The sequence below is a fragment of the Stenotrophomonas sp. ZAC14D2_NAIMI4_7 genome, assembly GCF_003086675.1.
GTDB lineage: Bacteria > Pseudomonadota > Gammaproteobacteria > Xanthomonadales > Xanthomonadaceae > Stenotrophomonas.
The window spans coordinates 2,154,236-2,180,385 of sequence record NZ_CP025995.1 but is presented as its reverse complement, the minus strand read 5'-3'; the positions used below and the strand labels follow the sequence as shown (position 1 = coordinate 2,180,385).

Here is a 26,150-nt window from a genome sequence, read left to right as displayed (position 1 = left end):
TGCGATCGGCGGTAATTCAACAGGGGGTGCGCAATTTATCGTGAGGCATCACTTTAATCCAGCTTTTTCTGCGCTTTTGTTGCGTTGCAGCGGGCATGACGCCCGCATCCACGCATGGCGTGGATGGGGAGCCCGCGAACGGACTCCCCTGCCTTGCCTGCTACGCGGCGCGCACCGGCTCGTAGCCGTGCAGGTGCGCTTCGCTGCTGGCCCGCCCCTGACTGAGCGAGCGCAGCGCGGTGGTGTACCCCACCAGGTTGGCCAGCGGTGCAAAGCCACTCACCTCGGCACGACCGTCCTGATCGTCGATACGGGCGATGCGGCCGTGGCGGCGATTCAGATCGCCCACCACGTCGCCCACCGATGCCGAGGGCGAATGCACCGTCACTTCCATCACCGGTTCCAGCACCTGGGTGCCGCTGCCAGCCAGTGCCGCCCGCACCGCTTCCAGTCCAGCGCGATGGAAGGCCAGTTCCGAGGAGTCCTTGGCATGGGTTTCGCCATCGACCAGGGTCACCTCGATGCCCACCACAGGGTAACCCTGCGGGCCATCGGACAGCGCCGCACGTACACCCTTTTCCACCGCGGCGATGAAGCCACGCGGCACCACGCCACCGACGATGCGGTCGTTGAAGACCACCTCGCCATCCTCGCGCGGCGCGACATCCAGCACCACGTGGGCAAACTGACCCTGCCCGCCGTTCTGCTTGGACACCCGGCCCACCACACCGGAAACGGCCTTCAGCGGCGTTTCCTGGTAGGCCACGCGCGGCGCTCCCACGCCCACATCCACCTTCCATTCGCTGCGCAGGCGCTCGACCATCACCTCCAGGTGCAGCTCGCCCATGCCCCAGACCAGGGTTTCACCACTGTCGCGATCCGTTTCCACACGGAACGACGGGTCTTCCTGGGCCAGGCTGGCCAGGCCCTGCGCGATACGGATCAGATCCGTTGCCCGCGCCGGGCTCAAACGCCACGCCAACACCGGTGCCTGCGCCTGGATGTTTTCCAGTTGCAGCGACCGTGCCCGGCTGCTCAGCGTTTCACCGCTGACTGCATCCTTCCAGCCCAGCACCGCCACGATGTCGCCGGCCACGGCCTGTTCGATGTCGTGGGTCTGGTCGGCCTGCACCCGCACCAGGCGGCTGACGCGCCGCCCCTGCGGGTGCTTCGAACTGGCCACGGCATCGCCCACCTTCAAGGTGCCCGAGTACAGCCGCACGAAGCTGAGCGCGCCGTGCTGCTGGTGGGTGATCTTGAACAGCAGGCCCGCCAGTGGACCGTCCGGATCCGGCGGCAGCACGACATCACCCTGCTCGCTCACGGCCGTAACCGCGGGGCGATCCAGTGGCGAGGGCAGGTAGTCGACCACCGCGTCCAGCAGTGTCTCGATGCCCTTGTCCTTGAACGCCGCACCGGCCAGCACCGGCACCCCCGCACCGGCCAGAGTGGCCCGGCGCAGCGCAGCGCGCAGCAGCTCTGCATCGATGGCGCGACCTTCCAGCCACGCATCGGCCAGCGCGTCGTCGTGGTCGGCCACCGCCTCGATCAGGGCCTGGCGGCGCGGCTGCCACTGCGTGCGCGCGGCATCGTCCCATGCCGAAACTGTAGTGTTGCCATCGTCGTGCCACTGCAGCACGCGCTCATCGACCAGGTCCACCCAGCCGTTGAATGCACTTTCGCTGCCCAGCGGCACACCCAGTGCCCACGGCCGCGCCTGCAGTTTGTCCTGCAGCTGCTCCAGCACGCGCTCGAACGATGCGCCGACGCGGTCCATCTTGTTGACGAAGGCAATGAGCGGCACGCGATGCCGGCGCGCCTGGCGCCACACGGTTTCCGACTGCGGCTGCACGCCATCGACGGCCGAAAACACGGCCACGGCACCGTCGAGCACGCGCAGTGAACGCTCGACTTCGATGGCGAAGTCGATGTGGCCGGGGGTGTCGATCAGGGTCAGCCGATGCGGCGGCAGATCGCGCGGCGCCCACTGCGCCTGCACGGCGGCCGCGCCGATGGTGATGCCGCGCTCGCGCTCGATGGCCGAAAAGTCGGTGGTCGCATTGCCGTCGTGCACTTCGCCGACGCGATGGATTTCGCCGCTTTTCCACAGCAGGCGTTCGGTCAGCGTGGTTTTACCGGCGTCGATGTGGGCAATGATGCCGAGGTTGCGACGGCGGGAAAGGACGTGGGTGTTCATGAGATAGGTTCCTGCAAAGCCAACTCCAGGGGCCGCACACCCCGGTTGGCGACAGGGTGCGCGGCTAGCGTTCGGTCTCGGCGATCTGGTGCATGGCACGTTCTCCTTGCGGTACAGCAGGTTGTGGAAATGGGAATGTCGGAAACGAAAAGAGCGCCCCGGAGGGCGCTCTGTGGATGGTCCAACGATGGCCGTATCAACGGCTTCGTGGCACTCCAGGCAGACACGCCCGTTCCGCGCTTGCGCGGGTCAGGGTGAAAAACTTCAGGAGCGGCATCCGGTTCATGGGGCGCATTCTAGACCTGCCAATCTGGCGCGCAAGTGAATATTGAGCACATAAATGGAACGATGAGGCCGGCAATGATAGGGGTCAGATCCCTTTGCCCTTGGCAAAGGGATCTGACCCCTGGCGGCCCTTACTTGCAGCCGTGCAGCTTGCGCGCCTCGGCCACCGTCGCAGCCCGGTCATCGCCCATCGAGATCCAGCCCTGCAGCGACATCGCCGGATCCACATGCGGCTGGCGCGCGCCACCGCGCACCACTACTTCGGTCCAGCTGCCCACCGGCGCCAGTTCGGACAAGCGTGCCGCCTGGTCGTCCTCGGTGCTGAACATATCGTCCGGGCCCGCCGGAGGCGTGGTATTCACGGTTTCAGTCTTGCGGGTCCGGACCCGAAGTGCACCGTCCGGCAACCGCTGGGTGATCACCTCGTATCGCTCAACACCATAGGCCCAGCTGTTTTCGCCAACGCTGCGGGTCTCGCCACCGTCATCGGCCACGGCTACCACTTCGCCTGCCGGCCCGACAACGCCCGCGACAGCCCCCAGGCCGGACATCAGCGCCTGATAGACGATCATCTGCCGCTGCTCGGCGGTCAACGCTCCGGCCTTGAGCTTGGCGGCAGGAATCTTCAGGTAAGCCGTCTCCCTGCACAGTACCAGCACCTGCTGGTCGTCCCAGCTCACGGACATTTCCTCGTTGGCGAAGTACTGCGTCTTCATCGACGTCACAGCGGCACCGTCGCCACTGGAATGCCGGGTCTCGATCAGCGAGGCGTGCTCGGCCGCATTGGCCAGCGAAACCTGGGAGGCCGACGCTGCATTGGCAGCGCACACCGAAGCAACCAGCGCGGCAAGCAGCACGCCACGCGTAACGGCACGGATCATGGCATCAGTCCATTGAAGAAAACGAAGCAACCATGATACCCGGATCAACCTGACGGCCTTCGCTCAGGTCACCACCACCAGCGGCACCCCACGTCGTGGATGCTCCAGCACCACCACATCCTGCTGGTACACGCGCTGAAGATTGTCTTCGGTCAGCACCTGCATCGGCGTGCCGTCTGCCGCCACCCTGCCCTGCTCCAGCAGCACGATGCGGTCGGCGTAGCCTGCGGCCAGATTAAGGTCGTGCAGCACCACGATCACGCACGCACCGGCCTCGGCACAGGCGCGGACACTGCGCAGCGTGCGCTCCTGATGGCGCAGATCCAGCGCAGCAGTGGGCTCATCCAGCAACAACAGCGGCGTGTCCTGCGCCAGCACGCGCGCGAACGTGGTGCGGGCCGATTCACCACCGGACAGCTGCTGCACCTCGCGCAGGCGCAGCGCCTGCAGTTCCGCGGCATCGATTGCCGCTTCCACCTGGGCGTCATCCACCACAGGATCCGGCGGATGCGGCAACCGCCCCATCGCCACCACTTCTTCCACGCTGAAGGCAAAGCGCACGCCGTGCTCCTGTGGCATCACCGCGCGCTCGCGCGCCAGTGGTCCGGCCTTGTAGCTGGCCAGCGGCTTGCCCAGCAGGCTCACCTCGCCCGCATCAGCGCGCAGGTCGCCGGCCGCGACGGCCAACAGCGTGGACTTGCCCGCGCCATTCGGGCCAACCAGTGCGGTCACCGTGCCCGGCGCGAAGGCCAGGGTGATGCCATGCAGGATCTCGCGCTGCTGGCGGCGCACCACCACATCGCGCAACTGCAGGAAATCACTCATGGGGTGTCCTTACGGCGCTGCTGCAGCACCAGCCACAGGAAGAACGGCGCGCCCAGTGCGGCCGAGAACAGCCCCAGCGGAATCTCCGCCGGCGGATCCAGCGTACGCGCGGCGGTGTCGGCCACCACGATCAACAGCGCGCCCAGCACGCCCGATACCGGCAGCAGCCAGCGATGCCCCGGGCCCACCAGCAGGCGCGCCACGTGCGGCACCACCAGGCCAACGAAACTGATCGAGCCGGCAAATGCCACCGCCGCGCCCACCAGCAATGCACTGAAGGCCACCAGACGGCGGCGCGTGCGCGCCACGTCCAGGCCCAGGTGCTGCGCCTGGCGCTCGCCCAGTGCCAGCATGTCCAGCGGTGTGGCCAGCCGCAGCAGCGCGAACACGCCGATGGCGAACAGCGGCAGCACCGCCGCCACGTCCGACCAGTTGGCGCGTGCCAGCGATCCCATCTGCCAGAACACCAGCGACTGCAGTTCGCTTTCGCTGGCGATATAGGTCAGGAAGCCGATCAGCGCCGAACAGAACGCGGCCATGGCAATGCCCACCAGCAGCAGCGTGGCATTGCCGGTGCCCTTGCCCGGCCGTGCCAGCGCATAGGTCAGGCCGATGGCCGCCGCGCCCCCGCCGAAGGCCGCCACCGGCACCAGCCAGCCGGCGGCACCGGCCGCGCCCAGCACGATGGCCGCCACGGCGCCCAGCGCCGCACCCTGGCTGACACCGACGATGCCAGGGTCTGCCAGCGGGTTGCCGAACAGCCCCTGCAGACTGGCACCGGCCATGGCCAGCGCTGCGCCCACCATCGCCCCCAACAGGGCGCGCGGAATACGCAGCTGCCAGACCACCGCCAGGTCGCGGCTGCTGACGGCCTGCGGATCGACCAGGCCCAGCTTCACCCCCAGCGCCTGCAGCACCTCCAGCGGCGGCAGGCGCAGCGGGCCCACGGCGAACGACGCCAGCACAGCCCCCAGCAGTGCCAGCAACGCAACCAGCAACATCACCCGCCCGCGACGGCGACGCCGATCCGCAGGGCTCATGCCGGCGGCAGCGCCGCAAAGGCCTTGGCCAGCGCCAGCGCGCCCGCGCCCGAGCCCACGCTGGTGTACTTCAGCTGCACATCCGGCAGCACCCAGACCCGGTTGGCTGCGCCTGCCGGGGTCTGCTTCAGGGTCGGATAGGCCTTCCACAGCCCATCAGCACCGCCGAACTGCTGCAGGTCGTGCTCGGTGACCAGAATCACCTCCGGCGCTGCGGCAACCACCCCCTCGTTGCTCAGCTGCGAATAATTCTTCACCCCGGCTTCGGTGCCGATGTTCACACCGCCGGCCAGCGCGATCAGCTGCGCCGAGGCGCTGTCGGCACCGGCCACCGTGGGCAGGCCGCCCGCGCCGGTGGCCGACACGTGGATCACGCGCGGCGCATGGGCCAGGCCCTTGCCGATCCCGGCCGCTTCATCCAGCTGGCGCTGCACCTGGGTGGCCAGGGTCTGACCGGCATCGGCCAGACCAATCGCCGCCGCGATCTTGCGCACCTTGTCCGGCGCAGGCTGCAGGTCGTCCACCACCACGGCCGGCTCGCCCACTTCACGCAGCTTCTTCGACAGTTCGGTGTGGCGGCGCAGGCTGTTGCCCAGGAACAGCGAACCCTGCAGGCTCAGCACGCCTTCCACGCCCGTGGTGCGGTTGAACAGGAACTGATGCGGCGCGGCCAGGCCTGCCTGGGTGGTGGTGTTGGTGGGTGCGGCAAACACCTGCTTGCCAGCGCCCAGCGCTTCCAGCACCGCGATCACGTCATCGCCGCCGGCAATGATCCGGCTGGCATCCTTCACTTCCACCTGCGCGCCGTCATCACTGGCCACCGTGGTCGGCAGTACGGCCTTCTGGTCCTGAAGGGCCGGCACATCCACGCCAGCCACGCGCTGCCAGCCTGCCGGCAGTTCCTGCGTGGCGGCGGCCGCAGCAGTGGCAGAACCAGCTGCCGGCGCAGCGGCATCGGTCGCAGCCTGTGGCGCACCGCCCCCGCAGGCGACCAGCGCCAGCGAAACGGCCAACGGGAGCGCACACAGGCGCAGAGGGGAAGCGAAGTTCATGCAGATTCTCCTTGCTGGCCGGGCGAAGGCACTGCCCCCGCCCGGCACGGGGGTTACGGCTGGCGCAGGCTGATACGGGTGATGCGGTCACCCTTGGGGTCTTCGGCGCCACGCGACTTGTTCACGGCAAACACGTTGCCCTTGCCGTCCGCACGCACGTGGTTGGGCAGCGTGCCGCCATCCAGGTTGCCGACGATCTTGCCATCGCGGTTCACTGCGGTAACCGTACCGGCACCGCGGTTGGTGACGTAGGCCAGGCCGCTCTTGTCATCGAACGCGACGTTCAGTGCACCGGCGCCGACCGGCACGTCGTGCACGACCTTGCCGCTGGCCACATCGACGATCAGCAGGTTGTCGGTGCCCTGCGACGCGACGTACAGGCGGTTCTGCCGCGCATCGAAGGCCACGCCCGAGGCGCTGATCGAATTGCCCAGGTCGATCACCTTGTCCACCTTGCCGCTGGCCACGTCGATCACCGCCGCTTCCGGGGTGCCGATGCTGACGGTGAACAGCTTCCCGGCCTTTTCATCCAGCACCAGGCTCATCGGGGTGAACTTGCCTTCGTCCACGCCCGATTCCAGGGTGATCGATTCCAGCGGCTTCAGGGTCTTGGCGTCGAACACCGACAGGTGGTCTTCGCCCGTTGCCGAAGCGAACACCTTGCCGTGCGTGCCATCGACCACCACGTCACGCGCGTGCGGCACGGCATCGACCGGGAACTGGTGGACCAGCGACAGATCCTTCTGGCGGTAGACGGCCACGGTGTTCTGGCGGGTGTTGGTGACCCACACGTTGCCGTTGGTGTCATCCACGCCCACGCCGTACACCGCGTAGACCGCGCCGCTGGTGCTGCCCGGCACCTGCGCCGGGGTGATCGCCTTGGTCACCTTCAGGCTCTTGGGGTCCAGCTTCAGCAGCTGCGACTGGGTCACCGGCGGGCGGCCCACGGCCGAAGTAACGAACACCGCGTTGCTGGCGGCGCTGTAGGCCGACTGGTACAGGCCCGGCACCAGCTTGTTGGACTGGGTGGCGAACTGCTGCTGACCGGAAAGCGGCAGCTGCGGCGAGATGCGCAGCTTCAGCACGGTGGCGGCCGCCGGCTGGCTGGCGCGCACCACCACCGGGTGGGTACCCGGCACCGCATCGGCCGGGATGGCCAGCTGGGTCTTGAAGTTGCCATCGGCATCAACCACCACCGGCTGGCTGTTCAGCACGGTATCGCCGCGCACCAGGCTGATCTGCTGGCCGGGCACGAAGCCGCGGCCGGTGACATCGGCGGTGCTGCCCGGCACCACGTTCTCGCCACGCGAGACCACCTGGCCCTTGAAGGTCGCATTGGCCGGCTGGTCGAACACCGGCTGCGCCGATGCAGTGACGGCCAGCAACAGGCCGGCGGCCAGGGAAGTAAGACGGAAGGAAGAACGGGACGACATGGAAGGCTCCTTGCACACGTAGGCCGCGCCGCGTGGCGCGGGATTCATCGGTTGCCTGGGCCGCTGCACATCGACAGCCGAGCCTGGGTAGTGGGGTCGCACGGGTTGGCCGTGCGCGGTTGTCATTCAGTGGCGTTCGCCGCGGCCGGCGCCTTGCCATCCGCTTCGCTGCGGTCGGCCACGCCGTACAGCTCATGCAGGGCGGCGTGGAACGAGGCCGGCAGCATCGGGCCATGGCCCAGCCCCGGGAACTCGCGGTACTGCACCTGCAGCGCCGGCACCTTGGCCAGGCGCGTAGACAGCTGCATGGCCGCATCCGGGGTGGCGCCACCAATGCGGCGCAGGTGCGCGACCACGCGCGGGTTGTTCATATCGCGCTTGCCGCGGTCACCCACGCGCTCGGCACCGCCCAGCATCAACCAGACCTTGGCCGGCTGGCCATGAACGTTCTGCACGAACTGCTGTTCCGGGTCGCCCAGCGCAGCGCCCTGCGCCCACCACAGCGACGGGCTGGCGGCCACGAAGTACTGGAAGGCCGCCGGGCGGGTATACAGCGTATTGAGCACGAACAGACCGCCCAGCGAGTGGCCCCACAGCGCCTGCTGTTGCGGGTCGATGCTGGCGCGGCGCTCGACTTCCGGCTTGATGCGGCGTTCGATCACATCCAGGAACGCCGCGGCGCCGCCACCGGTGGCCTGGGTGGTGCCGGCCTCATCGTCGGCGCGATCGATCCAGGCGGTGTAATCGCGGGTACGCGACGGCGAATCGATGCGCAGTTCGTTGTCGTAACCGATCATCACCAGCACCGGCGGTGCCTTGCGCGCAGCCAGCTCGGCCAGCAGCGGCTGGTCCAGCACCATCGCGACGGCGTTCCCGTCCAGTGCGTACAGCACCGGCGCGGGGGTCTTGCCGGCCTTGGCCGGGATCGCTACGTTCACCCGCCAGCGGCGCTGCTGGTCGGGGCTGTCGATCACGAAACGTTCGAAGCGGTAGCTGGAAGCGGGCTCGTCCAGCACGGTGCGGCCCATCAGCTGCTGCGGGTTGCGCTGCTGTGCATGGGCGTAGGGAGCGGCCATCAGGACCCCCATCATCAGGGCGGCCAGACAGCCGACGGAGCGTACGGAAAACATCATGGGTGACGGATGCGGCGGGTCGGGCCGCCTCTTCATCAAGGGACCGCAGTCTATCCTAGATGCGAATGCTTATCACCTAGATCAAACGTCACGCTGTGTACCGCGCGACGGTCGGCGTGAGCCTGGTCGGACCGCAATCCTGGTTGCTGCTGGGCGTACCGATCGCCATCAAGCGCAGCGACCGCGATTGGCGTTGGTAGCGTCGAGCTTGCTCGACTGAGGCCCTGCCCTTGTAGAGTCGAGCTCGCTCGACTGCCGTATTGAGAGCAGTCGAGCAAGCTCGACTCTACGAAAAGCGAAGAGCGAAACGCAGTCGAGCAAGCTCGACGCTACAGACGCTTCGCCGCCCTGGCTGCTTCGCGCTCGGCGCGCAGCCGGTCCAGCTTTTCCTTCAGCTTGATTTCCAGCCCGCGCGGCACCGGGTTGTAGTACACCCGTTCGCCCATCGCATCGGGGAAGCCGGTCTGGTCCAGCGCGATGCCGCCCTCGGCATCGTGGTCGTACTGATACTCGGCGCCGTAACCCAGCTCCTTCATCAGCTTGGTCGGTGCGTTGCGCAGGTGCAGCGGCACTTCTTCGGTGCCGCTCTCGCGCACATCGGCCTTGGCCTGGTTGAAGGCCGCATAGCCAGCATTCGACTTGGCGGTGCTGGCCAGGTACAGCACCAACTGTGCGAAGGCGAGCTCGCCTTCCGGGCTGCCCAGCCGCTCGTAGATGTCCCAGGCTTCCAGCGCCATGCTCTGCGCGCGCGGGTCGGCCAGGCCGATATCTTCGATCGCCATGCGGGTCAGCCGGCGCGCCAGGTAGGACGGATCGCAGCCGCCATCGAGCATCCGGGTCAGCCAGTACAGCGCCGCATCCGGGTTCGAGCTGCGCACGGACTTGTGCAGTGCCGAGATCTGATCGTAGAACTGCTCGCCGCCCTTGTCGAAGCGGCGGGTGCGGTCGGCCAGCACCTGGGTCAGGGTCTGCGGGGTGATGCGACCGCCCTCTCCGCCCGCCAGCTCGGCGGCGATTTCCAGCAGGGTCAGCGCACGCCGCACGTCGCCGTCGGCGGCGGTGGCGATTTCCAGCAGCAGTTCGGGGGCGACCTCGATGCGCTCCTCGCCCAGGCCGCGCTCGCGGTCGCCCAGCGCTCGTTCCAGCGCCTCGACAATGTCGGTGGGCGACACCGCTTCCAGCACGTGCACGCGGCAGCGCGACAGCAGTGCGGAATTCAGTTCGAACGAGGGATTTTCGGTGGTGGCGCCGACGAACAGGATGGTGCCGCGTTCGATGTGCGGCAGGAAGGCATCCTGCTGCGCCTTGTTGAAGCGATGCACTTCGTCCACGAACAGCACGGTGCGGCGGCCTTCGGCAAACCGCTGCGCGGCCTCGGCCAGCACCTGGCGCACCTCCGGCAGGCCGGACAGCACGGCAGAGATAGCGCGGAATTCGGCGTCGGAGTATTCGGCCAGCAGCAGCGACAACGTGGTCTTGCCGCATCCCGGCGGGCCCCACAGGATCATCGAATGCACGCGGCCGGATTCGACCGCACGGCGCAGCGCGCTTTCCGGCGCCAGCAGGCGCTTCTGCCCGACCATTTCGTCGAGGGTGCGCGGGCGCATGCGCTCGGCCAGCGGGCGCAGGTGATCCCGATCAACGCTCAGCAGATCGGGGCCGGGGAAGGAAGTGGAACGATGTCTTGGCACCGGGGCATTGTACCGCGAGAGCGTGCCAACCAAGGTTGGCACCTACCAGAGCGGTTGCGGCATCAATTGCCGATGACGTCGGTGCCCTTCGGCGGGGTGAAGCTGAAGGTGCCGGCGGCGAAGCCGGGGTTGCGCTTCCAGCCGCTGAAGGTGATCACGGTGCGTTGGCCGACGGCATCGGTGATTTCCATCTTGGCCAGGCCCTGCGCATTGAAGCCCAGTGCGGCGTACTGGAAGCTGGCTTCGGTGTCGCGCTTGGGCGACAGCGACAGCCACTGCAGGCCGTCACGCTTGGCCGCCTCTTCGCTCAGGTCGTACTGCTGTTCCAGCAGCGCCGGGTTGATCAGCGCGGTCAGCGGGCTGTTCTGCTCTTCCTTGCCCTGCTCGCGCACGGTGGCCTGCTCCAGGTCCGGCTCGTACATCCAGACCTTCTTGCCGTCGGCCACGATCAGCTGTTCGTGCGGGCGCACGTACTCCCAACGGAACAGGCGCGGCGCCGACAGCGCAACGCGGCCGCTGGTCGATTCCTTCACCTTGCCGCGGCTGTCGAACACCTGCTGGCTGAATTGCCCATCCAGGCCCTTCAGGCCACTGGTGAAGGTTTTCAGGTCATCGCGGGCGCCGGCCCAGGCGCTGCCGGCGGCGGCGCAGGCCACGGCCAAGGTGGTGGTGGCAAGGAAACGACGGAAGCGGATGTTCATGCGGGAATCCTGTGGGCGCGTGCGCCAGGAAAGTTGGGTGCCAGTGTGCCCGGGCAAAGATGAATGGGCGATCAGGGCGACATTATGCCGCCCCGCGCGTGCATCGGCGATTCAGTTGCCGCCGGCCGGCAATCTGCCGTACAGCACCTGCCCACGGAAACCGCGGCGAACTTCCCGATACAGCGCCCGGAAGGCGGCATAGTCCTGCGGCTGGCACAGCGCCTGCGGGCCACGCACCGCGTTCTGCTGCAGGCGGTGGTGCACGGTCACCTCCTGGCCGTTGCGGCTCCAGTCCACCCGGTAGTCGCCGGCCGCATTGGTGAAGCGTTGGCTGGCCGGAATGGCGATGATCGGCGCGTTGTCCGGGAACTGCAGGCGGTAGGTTTCCTCGCGCAGGCTGGCATTGCAGTAGAACGGGGTCTGGTTGTCCGGCGCTGAAGCGCTTGCGTACAGCCCGCGTACCGATTCACCACCGGGCGGATCGGGCACCGCCATGCCACCGGCCACGGCGAAATCGACGTAGTCCTCGGCCTGGAACGCCATGCGGTAGCCGAACGGCCGGGTCAGGTCGACCGGTACGCCCTGCAGCTGCAGCTGCCCGCGGCCATCGAAACCGGACGCGGCCATGATCGACTCCTCCGCCCGTGCGCGGTTCTGCGCATTGAGCTGGGCGAACTGCGCGCGCATGCCGATCTCGGCGTTGTCGCCCAGCTGCGGCACGGTCTCGCCACGCAGGTTGCCCTGCGCATCGAAGGTGAAACGCACGTCCATCACCGTGGCATTGCGCTGCGGGTCGTTGGCCGGGGTGCGCGCCACGCTGGCAGTGCGCGTGTGCAGTACCGGCGCGCCCAGGTCGCCGTCGGGCAACTGGCCGAAACGCGCCCAGGCGCTGGTCGAATCCAGGTACAGATCGAATTCCGGCACGTAGGTGATGGCGTGGTTGAAGCGGCCCAGCACCGGAATCTTCGGCAGGGTCGGCCCGCCACCGGCGCCGATCAGCACCGGCGAGCTGGCAATGCCCTTGGCCGCAAGCAACGCTTCCAGGATCGCCACGTGGTCCTTGCAGTCGCCATAGTGGTTGTCCAGGATGCTCTGCGCGTTGTTCGGCTCCAGCCCGCCATTGCCCAGGTACACCGCCACGTAGCGGATGTTCTGCGCCACCCAGCGGTACAGCGCATCGGCCTGCGCCTTGCGGTCGCTGATGCCGGCGGTCACTTCATCGGCCAGGGCCTGGATCTGCGGGGTCACCTGTGCCGCCTCCCCCGCCTTCAGCTGGTAGGCGCGCCCCATCTGCGCCCAGTCCTTGTAGGTGCTGGCCATGATGTTCGGGCCGAACTCCCACACCGCCGCCGACCAGTTCTGCGCCTGCATCGGTTCGGGCCGCTGGTAGCGCCAGCGCCACTGCGCCTGGCCGTTCTTCACCTGCGGGCGGTCGCTGCCCTGCACGCCGCGGCTGTCCACGTACATGGGCAGGTTGGCCGGCGCGCTCAGGGTCACTTCGGCATCGTCGTACTGGGTGAACACATTGAAGGTTTCCCACAGCCCGAAGTAGCCCGGGAAATACGGCGTCAGCTGGGTGCGCCGCACCTGGTAGAACAGCCGCGTTCCCGGCGCCAGGTTGGGAAACACGATCACCCGCACCTTGCGGTCGGCGTACATGGCAGCCGCGGCGCTGGAATAGCTTTCCTGGGTGTAGATGCGGTCGGCGGGCACCTCGCGGCGCTGGCCGTCGGCGGTCAGCGTGTAGGCGCTCACCACCTCCAGCGTTTCCATCTTCTCGCTGTAGCTCAGCCGCACCTGGCTGAACTGCTCCACCGCCGCCTTGGTCTTGAGCAGGATTTCGTAGGTTTCGGTCTGGATGTTGCCGGCGTCGGCACGCACTTGGTAGTCGGCGCGATAGCGCACGAAGCTGAAGTTGTTGCTGGCCTCGGCATCGCTGCTGGTGGACGGCGGCGCCGGCTGTGGCACGCCGGCGTCAGCCAAAGCGGGGCCGACCGCCAGCGCGCAGGCCAGCGCCAGCACGCGGGGAAGAAGTCGATGCATGCGTCGGTTCCTTGGACGTGGTGGCGGTGGCAGGGCTTACTTCGGCGGCGGCGGTGCCAGCACCGTGCGGTCGCCGTTGTGTTCGGGCGCGCTGACCACACCGGCCGCTTCCATGGCCTCGATCAGGCGTGCCGCGCGGTTGTAGCCGATCTTCAGGCGCCGCTGCACACCGGAAATGGAGGCGCGGCGGGTTTCGGTCACCACGCGCAGGGCCTCGTCGTACAGCGGGTCCGATTCGTCGCCGGCCGCGCTGGTTTCCGGCAGGCCGGTAGCGCCCACCACCACGCCATCGCCCAGGGTCTGCACTTCGTCCAGCACGCCGTCGATGTAATCGGCCGGGCCCATCGCCTTCAGGTGCTCGACCACGCGGTGCACTTCATCGTCGGACACGAACGCGCCGTGCACGCGCTCGGGCATGGCCGTGCCCGGCGGCAGGTACAGCATGTCGCCGTGGCCCAGCAGGGTTTCGGCACCGGACTGGTCCAGGATGGTGCGCGAATCGATCTTCGAGCTGACCTGGAAGGCAATGCGGGTGGGGATGTTGGCCTTGATCAGACCGGTGATCACGTCCACCGACGGGCGCTGGGTGGCCAGGATCAGGTGGATGCCGGCCGCACGCGCCTTCTGTGCCAGGCGGGCGATCAGCTCTTCCACCTTCTTGCCGACGATCATCATCATGTCGGCGAATTCGTCGATGAAGATGACGATGAACGGCAGGGTTTCCAGCGGTCGCGGTGCCTCGCCCAGTTCCGGGTTGGGCTTGAACAGCGGGTCCATCAGCGGCTGGCCCGCGTCCTCGGCGTCCTTCACCTTCTTGTTGAAGCCGGCCAGGTTGCGCACGCCCACCGCGCTCATCAGCTTGTAGCGGCGCTCCATTTCGGCCACACACCAGCGCAGGCCGTTGGCGGCCTCCTTCATGTCGGTGACCACTGGCGCCAGCAGATGCGGAATGCCCTGGTAGACGCTCAGTTCCAGCATCTTCGGGTCGATCATCAGCATGCGCAGGTCTTTCGGCGAGCCCTTGTACAGCAGGCTGAGCACCATGGCGTTGACCGCCACCGACTTGCCCGAGCCGGTGGTACCGGCCACCAGCAGGTGCGGCATACGCGCCAGGTCGGCCACGGTGGGCCGGCCGGCGATGTCCTTGCCCAGCGCCAGGGTCAGCACGCTGGCCGCCTTGTCGTATTCCTTCGAGCGCAGCAGCTCGGACAGGAAGATCATTTCGCGGGTGACGTTGGGGATTTCCAGGCCGATTACCGACTTGCCTGGAATCACATCGACCACGCGCACCGACTTCACCGACAGGCCGCGGGCGATGTCCTTGTCCAGCGAGCTGATCTGGCTGACCTTGATGCCCGGCGCCGGTTCGATCTCGAAGCGGGTGATGACCGGACCCGGATAGGCGCCGACCACCTGCGCATCGATGCGGAAGTCCTTCAGCTTGAACTCGATCTGCCGCGACAGGGTTTCCAGCGTTTCCTCGTCGTAGCCCTTGGGCTGCGGCTTGGGGTCGTCCAGCAGGGCCAGCGGCGGCAGGTCCGAGCCGTCGCCATTGACGCCACGGAACATCGGAATCTGGTTGTCACGCTTGGCCCGGTCGCTCTTCTCGATCACCGGCTCCGGGCGCGGCTCGATCTTCACTGGTTCACGCTTGGCACGCACTTCGGCATCGGCCTTGCGCACTTCCTGGCGCTCCTCGCGCAGGGCGCGGGTCTGCTTCCATTCGGTGGCCTGTTCCTTCTTGCGCTCCAGCAGCGGTGCCAGCGACATCACGCCGCGGCCGATCTTTTCCATCACCGCAAACCACGACAGACCGGTGGCCAGAGTGATCGAGGCCAGCAGCAGCACCAGCACGAACAGATTGGCGCCGAGCGCGCCGAAGCCCACGGTGAGCGAATTACCCACCAGCTTGCCGAGGATGCCGCCGGCGCTGGACACATCGCCACTGAACAGGCGCACGTGCAGGAAGCCGGTGCCGGCAATCAGGAAGCCGACCAGGCCAACCAGGCGCAAGGCCGGGTCGAGGTCGTTGTCGCCCTTGGCTTCGCGCTTGAGCCCGAACATTGCGATCCACGACAGGGCGCCCAGCACTACCGGCAGCAGGAAGGCGATGTAGCCGAACAACTGCAGCAGCACATCGGCAATCCAGGCGCCGGCACGGCCGCCCATGTTGTGCACGGGTGCGACCACGCTGCCAGTGTGCGACCAGCCGGGATCACTGGCTGAATAGGTAAACAGACTGGCGGCCAGGTACAGCAGCGCCGGAGCGATCGCGATCAGCCCCAGGTCGCGCCACAAGCGCTGCCGCCGTGGATTGTCGGTCGTTGCCGCGGCCGCCGTGCGACGCGACGCCTTGCTGTCGTCGGACTTGGAGCGTTCGGGCACCTGCTTCGCCACCTTAGACCATACCTTTGGAATGCGCTGTTAGTGGTTGATAATAAACGACACGGCGTCAGTTTTCAGTCACCGCAGCCGAACGGGCGCCAGAACGGCGTCAATCCGCCCGTGGGCGACCGCGTTCTGTTCATCGGCTTGAATCGCCCTGCCCCAGCCGCCACTCTATGACCAGCCAAGGTTGCCGCGCAAACCGCAGCCGCGCCTTGTCCCATCTACCTTTTCGCGAGTCTACATGAGCACCAGCCTGCCCTCCCGCCATCAGCGCCTCGTCATCCTCGGTTCCGGCCCGGCCGGTTGGACCGCCGCGGTCTATGCCGCCCGCGCCAACCTGAAGCCGGTGGTCATCACCGGCCTGCAGCAGGGTGGCCAGCTGATGACCACCACCGAAGTGGACAACTGGCCGGGCGACGCCCACGGCCTGATGGGCCCGGACCTGATGGCGCGCATGCAGGCCCACGCCGAGCGCTTCGAGACCGAGGTCATCTTCGACCATATCCATACGGCCGACCTGTCGCAGCGCCCGTTCAAGCTGATCGGTGACAGCCACGAGTACACCTGCGACGCGCTGATCATCTCCACCGGCGCCACCGCCAAGTACCTGGGCATTCCGACCGAGGAAACCTTCAAGGGCCGCGGCGTGTCCGCCTGCGCCACCTGCGACGGTTTCTTCTACCGCGACCAGGATGTGGTCGTGGTCGGCGGCGGCAACACCGCTGTCGAAGAAGCCCTGTACCTGTCCAACATTGCCCGCAAGGTCTACCTGGTGCACCGCCGCGACACCCTGAAGGCGGAAAAGATCATGCAGGACAAGCTGTTTGCCAAGGTCGCCGCCGGCAAGATCGAGACCGTCTGGCACCACCAGGTGGAAGAAGTGCTGGGCAACGACGCCGGCGTGACCGGCGTGCGCGTGAAGTCGACCCTGGACGGCAGCACCCGCGACATCGAGGCCCATGGCTTCTTCGTGGCCATTGGCCACCACCCGAACACCCAGCTGTTCGACGGCCAGCTGGCCATGAACAACGGCTACCTGGAAATTCGTTCAGGCCTGGGCGGCAACGCCACGCAGACCTCGGTGGAAGGCGTGTTCGCCGCCGGCGACGTGGCCGACCAGCACTACCGCCAGGCAATCACCTCGGCCGGCTTCGGCTGCATGGCCGCCCTGGATGCCGAGCGCTACCTGGACGCACAGGGCAAGGCCAGCTGACCACCGGTCTGTAGAGTCGAGCCATGCTCGACTGAACCATGCAAGACAAAGGCCGGCACGAAAGCGCCGGCCTTTTCGTTTACTGCGCCAAGCCAGCAACGCTTCGGACCGGAGTGCTCCGATCAGGGCAAGCCCCGCGCCCAGCAGCAACGAACGCCACTCCCGATCCGCCTCCCGCGGGCCGCTGCCGAATCGCCTCCCCTGCCTCTCTTGCTGCATCATCTGCAGCCTTGATCTCAGGATAGTAGTACTCAGCCGGCTGGCCGTCGTACAGATGTATCACGCGATGAAACGGCGCCACCTGCTCAGCCCAGTGCAGAAGTCCGAAGTTGATTTCGCTGGTCTGATCTTCATACGAAGCCCCATGGGTTTCAGGAAGGAATGATCGATCCAGCGAGATCCTTACGACACCCGCGGCGACATCAGCAACGACATCGACGCGACGGCTGCGCACCTGACCATCGACCAGCTTGACGCGCTCAAGGATGTCGCGCGCCTTCTGGGTCAGCAGGTTGTCCAGCTCGGCATCGCGCCGAGCGATCGCGGGAGAATCGTCGGCTTGAGCAAAACACGGGGCGGCTGCGCTTCCAAGAAGTGCAAGCAAGAGAGGAAGGGCGATTCGCTGAGAACTCCGGGTCATCATGACTACTCCTCGCATGAAATGGATGCGCCGCTCCTGCGACGCCCACTCACCCTGCGCTGCACCGCACCTGCGGCCCTCCACCGAACACGCACAACCAAGGATTTCCAACTTTCCTCACGGCGCCGCCGAAGCTGGCCAGTCCGATCTCGCCAGCCCCGTTCGCATTCCATCTGCCCTATCCGTCATTCCATGCAATCCCCCCACTTCCTCGACTCCCTGCAGGCCATTCCCGCCAGCGACCGGCTGGCCATGAGCAACGGCTTCCTCGAAACCCGCTCCGGTCAGGGTGGCAACGCCACCCAGACATCGGTGGAAGGCCTGTTTGCCGCTGGCGACGCGGCCGACCCGCACTATCGCCGGGCGATCATCTCGGCTGACTTCGGCTGCATGGCCGCATTGGACGCCGAACGCCACCTGGGCGCACAGGGCAAGGCCAGCTGACCACCGGTCTGTAGAGTCGAGCCATGCTCGACTGGGCCATGCTCGACTGAACCATGCAAAACAAAGGCCGGCGCGGGAGCGCCGGCCTTTCGGTTTTCTGCGGCGAGCAAGCAACGATCCGGGACCGGACGCTGCGATCATTGCCGCCTGCGACGGAACAGACGGACAGCTACCCAGCCAGATGCGCCGTCTATCCGACACGCCGGGAGGCCTTCGTGCACCCATGTGCAGCGCCTCCTAACTGGGAGCGACGAAGGCCGTCTACTCCCAAGCCTGCAGCTTCAGACGCGCCTTGCCTATTCCGTAGACAGTGCATTCTTGTCCGAGTCGATCGAAGCAACGAATCGCACTATTCGTTCTTTTGATGAAGATGGCACCGACATTTCAGACATGGAATAGACAGGAGTGCTGCTGCCGAGTGCGCCGAACTCAGCATCCCATCTCTGATAGGCCTGCTCTCCTTGCAGCCAGACTTCACCAATGCAGAGTACATAGCCGCACGACAGTGCAGCGATCCTTCCCATCCCATCCAGCGCCGCCTCGGCCGACAACCGATAGTGTTTGCTGATGAACTGAGCATCGGCATCGGTGGCCGCATCCCTTTCCAGTGCCCGAATGGCGCTGCGGAACTGATCATCCGATTGGATGACCAGACTGATGTGCGATTCGGAGAGCCCATCCGCGACGATGAATGACGTCTCCGAAGGCAAAGCGGCTCCTGTTTCGCTTGAGAGCGCTGTGTTTCCTGCAATCAACTCCCGCAGAGCGCTCGGTGGTGACTTTCTGCTTTCAGTCGCGCCCACGCCCCCCGCGCTTCCAACCTCGCCGGATCGCCCCAAACGCTCCATTCGGCCAGCCGTGGAATCCCTGGGATCCGCCGCTGGCTCGCATGCGGGCAGGCTCACCAGAAGGAGCGCAAGAGTGAGAAATCCATTAATTCTTCTCACGTTTATTGAATTCCCATGCATTACGTATTCACAACAGCGTGATCTCCGGACCCGGCATGAGCGCGGCCCGGAGAAGCGACGCAGATCAGATCAACTCGGACGCGTACGGACCGGATTGATTACCCAGTGGACACGACCGCCACAACAGTCGGACACATTCCATCCACCACCCGGATTTCGACTGGCAACGCAGCGGTTGGTGCAACTAACCTCCCTTCCATCAAGAACCACCCTGTCGGCTGCCGCGACACTGCCTGAAAAGAACATCGAAGACATGAAAATCACCGCAAGTACAACTGCCACCCTCATGGGGAATTCCTTGGCTGTAATAAGCACCGACAAGCTCGGCGCGAGAAAATTAGCGACGCTGAGACTGGACGTTCAACTCGAAGCACGTCGCATTCAGCGTGGCGCGTAAGATTCTCAGCACGCTTCACAACTCCGAATGGCACGCATCGAACTGAACGTTTGTGAAGCTCCTCACATTCCGTTTCGTTGGCCGATGCAGATGACGCCAGAATGAAGTCCGTTACCCGGGCGCCGCCCTTCTGCTCGGCACTTGACTGATCGCAGCAAGGATCTCCTTCTTCGCGCCAGGCAGGGCTGAAACGACACACTTGTTCCAAGCTGCTCGCCAGGACTGGACCAGGTACGACAACAGCACCCGGACCTGGATAGACACGATTTGGAGCAATCGGGGCCAACACGCACCACCATGCGAGTTGACGCCCCATGACGCGCGGCCAGTGAAAGCCAGTCCATTGCTGTCGATCCCGCTCGCGCCCTGCTTGCCCTATCCTTCCCTCCATGCATCTCCCCCGCTTCCTCGACTCCCTGCAGGCCATTCCCGACACCGACTGGGACGCCCTGCACGACGGCCGCAACCCCTTCGTCACCCACGCGTTCCTGGCCGGGCTTGAAGAACATGGCTGCCTGCGCGAGGACTGGGGCTGGCAGCCGCAGCACTTCACGCTATGGGAGGGCGACACGCTGGTCGGTGCCATTCCGGGCTACCTGAAGACCAATTCGCACGGCGAGTTCGTGTTCGACCACGCCTGGGCCAACGCCTATGCCCGCCACGGCCGCGACTACTACCCGAAATGGCTAGGGGCGGTGCCCTATTCGCCAGTCACCGGCCCGCGCCTGCTGGCCCGTCACGATTCGCTGCGCGGCGAGCTGCTGGCATCACTGCGCGCGCAGTTGGCGGCGCTGGATGTTTCGTCGGCCCACATCAATTTCCACACGGCCAGCGATGAGGCCGCCTTCAGCGACGACTGGCTGCTGCGCGAAGACATCCAGTTCCAATGGCAGAACCCGGGTGACTGGACCACCTTCGAGCAGTTCCTGGGCGCGATGAACCACAAGCATCGCAAGAACATCCGCCAGGAACGGGCCAAGGTCACCCGCCAGGGCATCAGCTTCCGCGTGGTACATGGTAACGAAGCCAGCCGCGCCGACCTGCAGGCGATGTACCGCTTCTATCTGCAGACCTTCCTGGAATATGGCAACGCGCCGGCGCTGACCGAGGCCTTCCTGCGCCATCTGGCGATTTCACTGGGCCGCGGGCTGGTGCTGTTCCTGGCCGAGCAGGACGGCGAGCCGATTGCCGGCGCCCTGTGCCTGCGTGGCGGGGACACCCTGTATGGGCGCTACTGGGGTGGCGCCACCCTGCCCGGCCTGCATTTCGAGGCCTGTTACTACCAGGGCATCGAGTACTGTCTGCGCGAGGGCCTGACCCGCTTCGAGCCGGGCGCACAGGGCGAACACAAGCTGGCGCGGGGCTTCCTGCCGACGCTGGTGCGCAGCCGGCACTGGGTGGCCGGTGCGGAGTTCGGCGAGGCGCTGCAGGACTGGTGCAGACAGGAGAGGCGGGATGTGCGGCGGTACCAACAGGCGCTGCAGGTGCACAGCCCGTTCCGCGCGGAGCCGTGATGCGTGCCAACCAAGGTTGGCACCTACCAAAGCTGAGCGACGTGCTCAAAGCGCCGCCGGGCATGGCCCGGCGCTACCGGTGCGGCGGTCGCTACAATGCCCGCATGACCCGCCAGTTGCCCTGGCGTCTGGCCGATGCGCCGGACGCGCCGTTCCCGCCCGCTGAAACTGCGCTGCGCCAGCCCGATGGGCTGCTGGCGGTGGGCGGCGATCTGCACCCGCTGCGGCTGCTGAACGCCTACGCCGGCGGCATCTTCCCGTGGTTCAGCGACGGCGAGCCGATCCTGTGGTGGTCGCCCGACCCGCGCATGGTGTTCCGCACCGATGGCGTGCACCTGTCCAGCCGCTTCCGTCGCCAGCTGCGCGCCAGCCCGTGGGAAGTGACGGCGGATACGGCATTCACCCAGGTGATGCGCGCCTGCGCCGGGGCGCCCCGGGCCGGTCAGGATGGCACGTGGATCAGCCCCGCCATGGTCGACGCCTACAGCCATCTGCACGACCTGGGCTTTGCCCACTCCTTCGAGGTCTGGGACCGGCAGGATCTGGTCGGCGGCATCTATGGTGTCGCCATCGGCCAGATGTTTTTCGGCGAAAGCATGTTCAGCGGCGCCAGTGGCGGCTCCAAGGTGGCGCTGGCGGCACTGGCGGCCACGCTGAACGATTGGGGCTGGCCGCTGATTGATGCCCAGGTGGAGAACCCGCACCTGCTGCGGATGGGCGCGATCCACCTGCCGCGCCAGGAATTCCTGCAGCAAATGCGCCATGCGGTGCAGCAGCCGGGGCGCGAGAGCCCCTGGACCCAGGCCCTGGGGCGCCTGCCTGCGCGCGCCCTGGCCGGGGGTTAACACAAACTTTGCAAGCTGGCGCGAGTGCGCGTAAAATACTGCGCCTTAGGCCCAGCGTGGCCGTTTTCTGAACCGCACAGGACTACATGTCGAAAGACGATTCCATCGAGTTCGAGGGCACCGTCAGCGAGACGCTGCCGAACACCACTTTCCGCGTTCGTCTGGAAAATGGGCACGAAATCATCGCCCACATCTCCGGCCGCATGCGCAAGAACTACATCCGCATCCTCACCGGTGACCGGGTCAAGGTTGAAATGACCCCGTACGACCTGACCAAGGGTCGTATCACCTACCGCATGAAGTAAGCGGTCGGCGCACTGCGCCACCCCGACAAGGCCAGCCCTGGTTGCTGGCCTTTTGTCATGCCTGCCATCTGGCCCTGCCGGAGGTCACCGTGACCGAGCTCACCGTGGCATCGGTCAGCCGTGCTTGCGGCAGATTCGCATTCGTACCGATGGCGGCATCGTGGCACCCGGTCCAGTCCGGACCGCCACCCCTGCCCCGCCATGAACACGCCCCGCCTGCACGCCCTGATTGCTGCCGCCGCGCTGTCTGCCGGCGCCCTGTCTGTCACCGCCCTGTCTGTCACCGCCCTGTCTGTCACCGCCAACGCCGCTGATGCCCCCGCTGCCAGCGCGGGCGACTGCGTTCAGCTGGGCAACGACCAGCAACTGGTCCGCGCCAACGCCTCGCGCGATGTGCTGCTACGCAACGGCAGCGAGCACTATCGGGTTCACTTCCAGGAAGACTGCTCCAAGGCGGCTTACTCGCGCAAGCTGGCCTTCAGCACCGACGGCCAACCCGGACAAGTGTGCGGGGCCGGCCGCACCCAGCTGCAGACCGACCGCGGGCAGTGCACCGTGGCCCGCGTGGAAGCCATTGATGCCGACACCTTCAAGCAGAAGGCGCGCCAGCGCAGCCGCTGAGTGGGCACACAACAAGGGCGGCCGAAGCCGCCCTTGTTGATGCAGCGACGAAACGAAAGCGCTAGCGCGCCGCTACAAGCGACTGCACATTCGGTTGCGTGCGCTGCCGCGCCAGCCAGAGATCGTAGTTCGACTGCAGGCCCATCCAGAACACCGCCGTACTGACGCCGGCCAGCTCCAGCCGAATTGCGAGATCGGGACTGATTCCCGCCTTGCCGTTGATGACACGGGACAGCGCAACACGCGACATGACCAGGCGCTCGGCGGCCTCGGTGACAGACAGCGAGACCGGATCGAACACCATGGTCTTGAGAGTTTCGCCCGGATGGGGGTGGTGGTGAATCATGTGCGCCTCAGTGGTAGTCCTGGTAATCCAGCAGCTCAACATCACCGCCCGAAAATCGAAATGTGACCCGCCAGTTGCCGTTCACCCATATCGACCAGTGCCCCTGCAATGCACCTTTCAGGCCGTGCAAGCGCAGGCCGGGCATCGCCAGATCGTGAGGGCAGGATGCGACGTCAAGAATGGAGAGAATCATCAGCAGCTTCGCCGCGTGACTCTGACGAATACCTCGGCTGGCGCCTGTTCGATAGAGCTGCTCTAGACCTTTGTGCCGAAAGCTGATGATCACAACTGTATCCCGTATCGTTACGCGATACAACAGGTGTGCAGTATCGCTGAACGGCAGACACTCCCACCGATCCCAGCACCGGACAAGGCAGCCAGCGACAACCGCGCACAAAAAAGGGCGGCCGAAGCCGCCCTTGCCTACCCCCCAACAGTGGCCGGGAGTAATCCCGGCCGCTGGTCTTATTCCACCGTGGCCGGCAGCAGCCGCTCGGGCTCGGCCTGGGTTTCCACCACCAGTTCGTCGTCGCGTACGTCGATGCTGACCTTGCCACCGTTCACCAGCTTGCCGAACAGCAGCTCGTCGGCCAGCGGGCGCTTGATCTTGTCCTGGATGACGCGGGCCATCGGGCGCGCACCCATCAGCGGGTCGAAACCGTGGTGGGCCAGCCAGTCGCGCGCGGTCGGGGTGGCCGACAGGCTGACGTGCTTTTCCTGCAGGCGCATTTCCAGCTCGATCAGGAACTTGTCGACCACGCGCAGGATGTGCTCGAAGCCCAGCGCTTGGAACTGCACCACCGCGTCGAGGCGGTTGCGGAATTCCGGCGTGAACGCGCGGCGGATGGTTTCCATCGCGTCGGTGGCATGGTCCTGCTTGGTGAAGCCGATCGAACGCCGCGAGGCCTGGGCCGCACCGGCATTGGTGGTCATCACCAGCACCACGTTCTTGAAGTTGGCTTCGCGACCGTTGGTGTCGGTCAGCACGCCGCGGTCCATCACCTGCAACAGGATGTTGAAGATGTCCGGATGCGCCTTCTCGATTTCATCCAGCAGCAGCACGCAGTGCGGCGTCTTGACGATCTTCTCGGTCAGCAGGCCACCCTGGTCGAAACCGACGTAGCCCGGGGGCGCGCCGATCAGGCGACTGATCGAATGCGGCTCCATGTACTCGGACATGTCGAAGCGGACCAGCTCGATGCCCAGCTGCAGGGCCAGCTGCTTGGTCACTTCGGTCTTGCCCACGCCGGTGGGGCCGGCGAACAGGAAGTTGCCGATCGGCTTTTCCGGGTTGCCCAGGCCCGAGCGGGCCAGCTTGATGGCCGACGCCAGGGTGTCGATGGCCGGGTCTTGGCCGAAGATCACCATCTTCAGGTTGCGCTCCAGGTGCTGCAGCACATCCTTGTCGGTCGCGCTGACCTGCTTGGCCGGAATGCGCGCCATCTTGGCCACGATCGATTCGACCTCCTCGACGTCGATCAGCTCCTTGCGCTGGCCTTCGGGCATCAGCCGCTGGCGCGCGCCGGCTTCGTCGATCACGTCGATCGCCTTGTCCGGCAGCAGGCGGTCGCCGATGTGCTTGACCGACAGGTCCACGGCAGCCTGCAGCGCTTCGTCCGAGTAGGTGACCCCGTGGTGGGCCTCGTACTTGGCCTTCAGGCCCTGCAGGATCTCGTAGGTTTCGCCCACGGTCGGCTCGACGATGTCGATCTTCTGGAAGCGACGGGCCAGTGCCCGGTCCTTTTCGAAGATGCCGCGGTATTCCTGGAAGGTGGTCGAGCCGATGCAGCGCAGCTCGCCCGAGGCCAGGGCCGGCTTGATCAGGTTGGAGGCATCCATGGTGCCGCCCGAGGCCGAACCGGCACCGATGATGGTGTGGATCTCGTCGATGAACAGCACGGCGTTGGGCACCTTCTTCAGGGCCGTCAGCACGCCCTTCAGACGCTTTTCGAAGTCGCCCCGGTACTTGGTGCCGGCCACCAGCGCGCCCAGATCGAGCGAGTAGATGATGGCATCGGCCAGCACGTCGGGTACCGAGCCTTCCACGATGCGGCGGGCCAGGCCCTCGGCGATCGCAGTCTTGCCCACGCCGGCCTCGCCCACGTACAGCGGGTTGTTCTTGCGGCGGCGGCACAGGACCTGGATGGTGCGCTCGATCTCGTCGGCACGGCCGACCAGCGGGTCGATGCGGCCGGCGCGGGCCTGGTCGTTCAGATTGCTGGCAAATTCGGTCAGCGCGTCGCCCTTGGGCTCGCCCTCACCGCCCTCCATGCGGCCCTCACTTTCCGGCGAGGACGGCTGCTCGCCCTCCTCGCCCAGCTTGGCGATGCCATGGGACAGGTAATTGACCACGTCCAGCCGGGTGACATCCTGCTGGTTGAGGTAATAGACCGCGTGGGAGTCCTTTTCGCCGAAGATCGCCACCAGCACGTTGGCGCCGGTCACTTCCTTCTTGCCCGAGGACTGCACGTGGTACACGGCCCGCTGCAGCACGCGCTGGAAGCCCAGGGTGGGCTGGGTATCGCGGCCATCATCTTCGGCCAGGCGGGACACAGAGGCCTCGATGGCCTGTTCCAGCTCCTGGCGCAGGCGCTCGGCGTCGGCGCCACAGGCCTTCAATACCGCCTGGGCGGAGGGGTTGTCGAGCAGTGCCAACAGCAGGTGTTCGACCGTCATGAACTCATGCCGGGCCTCACGGGCGCGCTTGTAGCACTGGCCGATGGTGTGTTCGAGGTCTTTGCTGAACATGGATTACTCCGGCGGCAGTTGGAGACAATATGCGGCCTGACTACGCGATTTCCATCACCCTAGCGGATTGCAGCGTTCAGATGGCGTTAGCAGTACGAACCGCTTGATCATCATTCACTCCACGGGCAGCCCACGGGGGCCTGAGCGCACCCTACCCGAGGCGCGGGCGATTGTGACGTGAATGGACCATCCCCATGGCTCTGAAGGAGAGCACGCAGGCTGTGGCATGGAGCGGCCAGCGGCGGGGCAGCGGCGGCGCGACCAGTGCACGGCGCTGCCGTTGGGGCGGTCCGATCGGGGACGGCGTGGTCATTGGGGCGCGCGACCAAAGCCGTCGTAGAGTCGAGCTTGCTCGACTGCTGTTGGCCAGAGCAGTCGAGCAAGCTCGACTCTACGGAAGCGCTGCGGCAGTCGAGCAAGCTCGACTCTACGGAAGCGCT

General features: G+C 66.2%; 21 protein-coding genes and 1 pseudogene. 6 read left to right on the top strand and 16 right to left on the bottom strand.

Annotated elements, in window-relative coordinates; translation table 11 throughout:
• Positions 1 to 160: 160 nt before the first annotated feature.
• From fusA to C1922_RS10000, 11 genes are all read right to left on the bottom strand, one after another.
• Positions 161 to 2,197 (bottom strand): elongation factor G, encoded by a 2,037-nt coding sequence (gene fusA / locus C1922_RS10050; protein ID WP_108749616.1) that lies wholly within the window; start codon positions 2,195 to 2,197, stop codon positions 161 to 163.
• Between the two features lie 416 nt (positions 2,198 to 2,613).
• Positions 2,614 to 3,363 (bottom strand): hypothetical protein, encoded by a 750-nt coding sequence (locus C1922_RS10045; protein ID WP_108749615.1) that lies wholly within the window; start codon positions 3,361 to 3,363, stop codon positions 2,614 to 2,616.
• A gap of 63 nt (positions 3,364 to 3,426) precedes the next feature.
• Positions 3,427 to 4,188, bottom strand: coding sequence for a heme ABC transporter ATP-binding protein (locus C1922_RS10040; protein ID WP_108749614.1), 762 nt, complete (start codon positions 4,186 to 4,188; stop codon positions 3,427 to 3,429).
• Entirely contained in the window at positions 4,185 to 5,228 is a 1,044-nt protein-coding gene (locus tag C1922_RS10035) for an iron ABC transporter permease (protein WP_108749613.1), read from the bottom strand. The genes C1922_RS10040 and C1922_RS10035 overlap by 4 nt, the downstream gene beginning before the upstream one ends.
• Positions 5,225 to 6,280: an ABC transporter substrate-binding protein gene (locus C1922_RS10030; RefSeq protein ID WP_108749612.1), complete on the bottom strand. Its 1,056-nt coding sequence runs from the start codon at positions 6,278 to 6,280 to the stop codon at positions 5,225 to 5,227. The genes C1922_RS10035 and C1922_RS10030 overlap by 4 nt, the downstream gene beginning before the upstream one ends.
• A gap of 53 nt (positions 6,281 to 6,333) precedes the next feature.
• Positions 6,334 to 7,713, bottom strand: a complete 1,380-nt coding sequence (locus tag C1922_RS10025; protein ID WP_108749611.1) for a YncE family protein — start codon at positions 7,711 to 7,713, stop codon at positions 6,334 to 6,336.
• A gap of 122 nt (positions 7,714 to 7,835) precedes the next feature.
• A complete protein-coding gene (locus tag C1922_RS10020; RefSeq protein ID WP_108749610.1) occupies positions 7,836 to 8,846 on the bottom strand; it encodes an alpha/beta hydrolase-fold protein in 1,011 nt (336 codons plus the stop codon).
• A 329-nt stretch (positions 8,847 to 9,175) separates the two neighbouring features.
• On the bottom strand, positions 9,176 to 10,453 hold the full coding sequence (locus C1922_RS10015) for a replication-associated recombination protein A (protein WP_233614756.1): 1,278 nt from the start codon (positions 10,451 to 10,453) through the stop codon (positions 9,176 to 9,178).
• A gap of 146 nt (positions 10,454 to 10,599) precedes the next feature.
• Positions 10,600 to 11,238 carry an outer membrane lipoprotein chaperone LolA gene (gene lolA / locus C1922_RS10010; protein ID WP_079221872.1) on the bottom strand — a complete coding sequence of 213 codons (639 nt, stop codon included), beginning with the start codon at positions 11,236 to 11,238 and terminating at the stop codon, positions 10,600 to 10,602.
• A gap of 111 nt (positions 11,239 to 11,349) precedes the next feature.
• Positions 11,350 to 13,281, bottom strand: a complete 1,932-nt coding sequence (locus tag C1922_RS10005; RefSeq protein ID WP_108749609.1) for a DUF3857 domain-containing protein — start codon at positions 13,279 to 13,281, stop codon at positions 11,350 to 11,352.
• Positions 13,282 to 13,317: 36 nt separating this feature from the next.
• Positions 13,318 to 15,678 (bottom strand): DNA translocase FtsK, encoded by a 2,361-nt coding sequence (locus C1922_RS10000; RefSeq protein WP_108749608.1) that lies wholly within the window; start codon positions 15,676 to 15,678, stop codon positions 13,318 to 13,320.
• 232 nt (positions 15,679 to 15,910) lie between these two features.
• Between C1922_RS10000 and trxB the strand changes: the two genes are divergently transcribed.
• Positions 15,911 to 16,882 carry a thioredoxin-disulfide reductase gene (gene trxB / locus C1922_RS09995; protein WP_108749607.1) on the top strand — a complete coding sequence of 324 codons (972 nt, stop codon included), beginning with the start codon at positions 15,911 to 15,913 and terminating at the stop codon, positions 16,880 to 16,882.
• 79 nt (positions 16,883 to 16,961) lie between these two features.
• Here trxB and C1922_RS09990 read toward each other — a convergent pair whose 3' ends face one another.
• Entirely contained in the window at positions 16,962 to 17,525 is a 564-nt protein-coding gene (locus C1922_RS09990) for a hypothetical protein (protein WP_108749606.1), read from the bottom strand.
• Between the two features lie 240 nt (positions 17,526 to 17,765).
• Here C1922_RS09990 and C1922_RS09985 point away from each other — a divergent pair.
• Positions 17,766 to 17,966 (top strand): annotated as a pseudogene (locus C1922_RS09985) (thioredoxin-disulfide reductase); the annotation flags it as partial.
• A 296-nt stretch (positions 17,967 to 18,262) separates the two neighbouring features.
• Here the strand turns inward: C1922_RS09985 and C1922_RS09980 are convergent.
• Complete coding sequence (locus tag C1922_RS09980) at positions 18,263 to 18,769, bottom strand: hypothetical protein (protein WP_159091923.1); 507 nt, start codon at positions 18,767 to 18,769, stop codon at positions 18,263 to 18,265.
• Positions 18,770 to 19,720: 951 nt separating this feature from the next.
• Between C1922_RS09980 and C1922_RS09975 the strand changes: the two genes are divergently transcribed.
• The 4 genes from C1922_RS09975 (at position 19,721) to C1922_RS09960 (ending at position 22,616) form a co-directional block, all read left to right on the top strand.
• Complete coding sequence (locus tag C1922_RS09975; RefSeq protein ID WP_108749604.1) at positions 19,721 to 20,845, top strand: GNAT family N-acetyltransferase; 1,125 nt, start codon at positions 19,721 to 19,723, stop codon at positions 20,843 to 20,845.
• 104 nt (positions 20,846 to 20,949) lie between these two features.
• On the top strand, positions 20,950 to 21,690 hold the full coding sequence (aat, locus tag C1922_RS09970; RefSeq protein ID WP_108749603.1) for a leucyl/phenylalanyl-tRNA--protein transferase: 741 nt from the start codon (positions 20,950 to 20,952) through the stop codon (positions 21,688 to 21,690).
• Between the two features lie 86 nt (positions 21,691 to 21,776).
• Complete coding sequence (gene infA, locus C1922_RS09965; RefSeq protein ID WP_005409596.1) at positions 21,777 to 21,995, top strand: translation initiation factor IF-1; 219 nt, start codon at positions 21,777 to 21,779, stop codon at positions 21,993 to 21,995.
• Between the two features lie 201 nt (positions 21,996 to 22,196).
• The gene (locus C1922_RS09960) at positions 22,197 to 22,616 is read left to right on the top strand and encodes a hypothetical protein (RefSeq protein WP_108749602.1); all 420 of its coding nucleotides are present in this window, start codon (positions 22,197 to 22,199) and stop codon (positions 22,614 to 22,616) included.
• 61 nt (positions 22,617 to 22,677) lie between these two features.
• Here the strand turns inward: C1922_RS09960 and C1922_RS09955 are convergent, their stop codons facing one another.
• From C1922_RS09955 to clpA, 3 genes are all read right to left on the bottom strand, one after another.
• Positions 22,678 to 22,962: a HigA family addiction module antitoxin gene (locus C1922_RS09955; RefSeq protein ID WP_108749601.1), complete on the bottom strand. Its 285-nt coding sequence runs from the start codon at positions 22,960 to 22,962 to the stop codon at positions 22,678 to 22,680.
• A 7-nt stretch (positions 22,963 to 22,969) separates the two neighbouring features.
• Positions 22,970 to 23,248, bottom strand: a complete 279-nt coding sequence (locus C1922_RS09950; RefSeq protein ID WP_108751552.1) for a type II toxin-antitoxin system RelE/ParE family toxin — start codon at positions 23,246 to 23,248, stop codon at positions 22,970 to 22,972.
• Between the two features lie 179 nt (positions 23,249 to 23,427).
• On the bottom strand, positions 23,428 to 25,710 hold the full coding sequence (clpA, locus tag C1922_RS09945) for an ATP-dependent Clp protease ATP-binding subunit ClpA (RefSeq protein WP_108749600.1): 2,283 nt from the start codon (positions 25,708 to 25,710) through the stop codon (positions 23,428 to 23,430).
• Between the last annotated feature and the right edge of the window lie 440 nt (positions 25,711 to 26,150).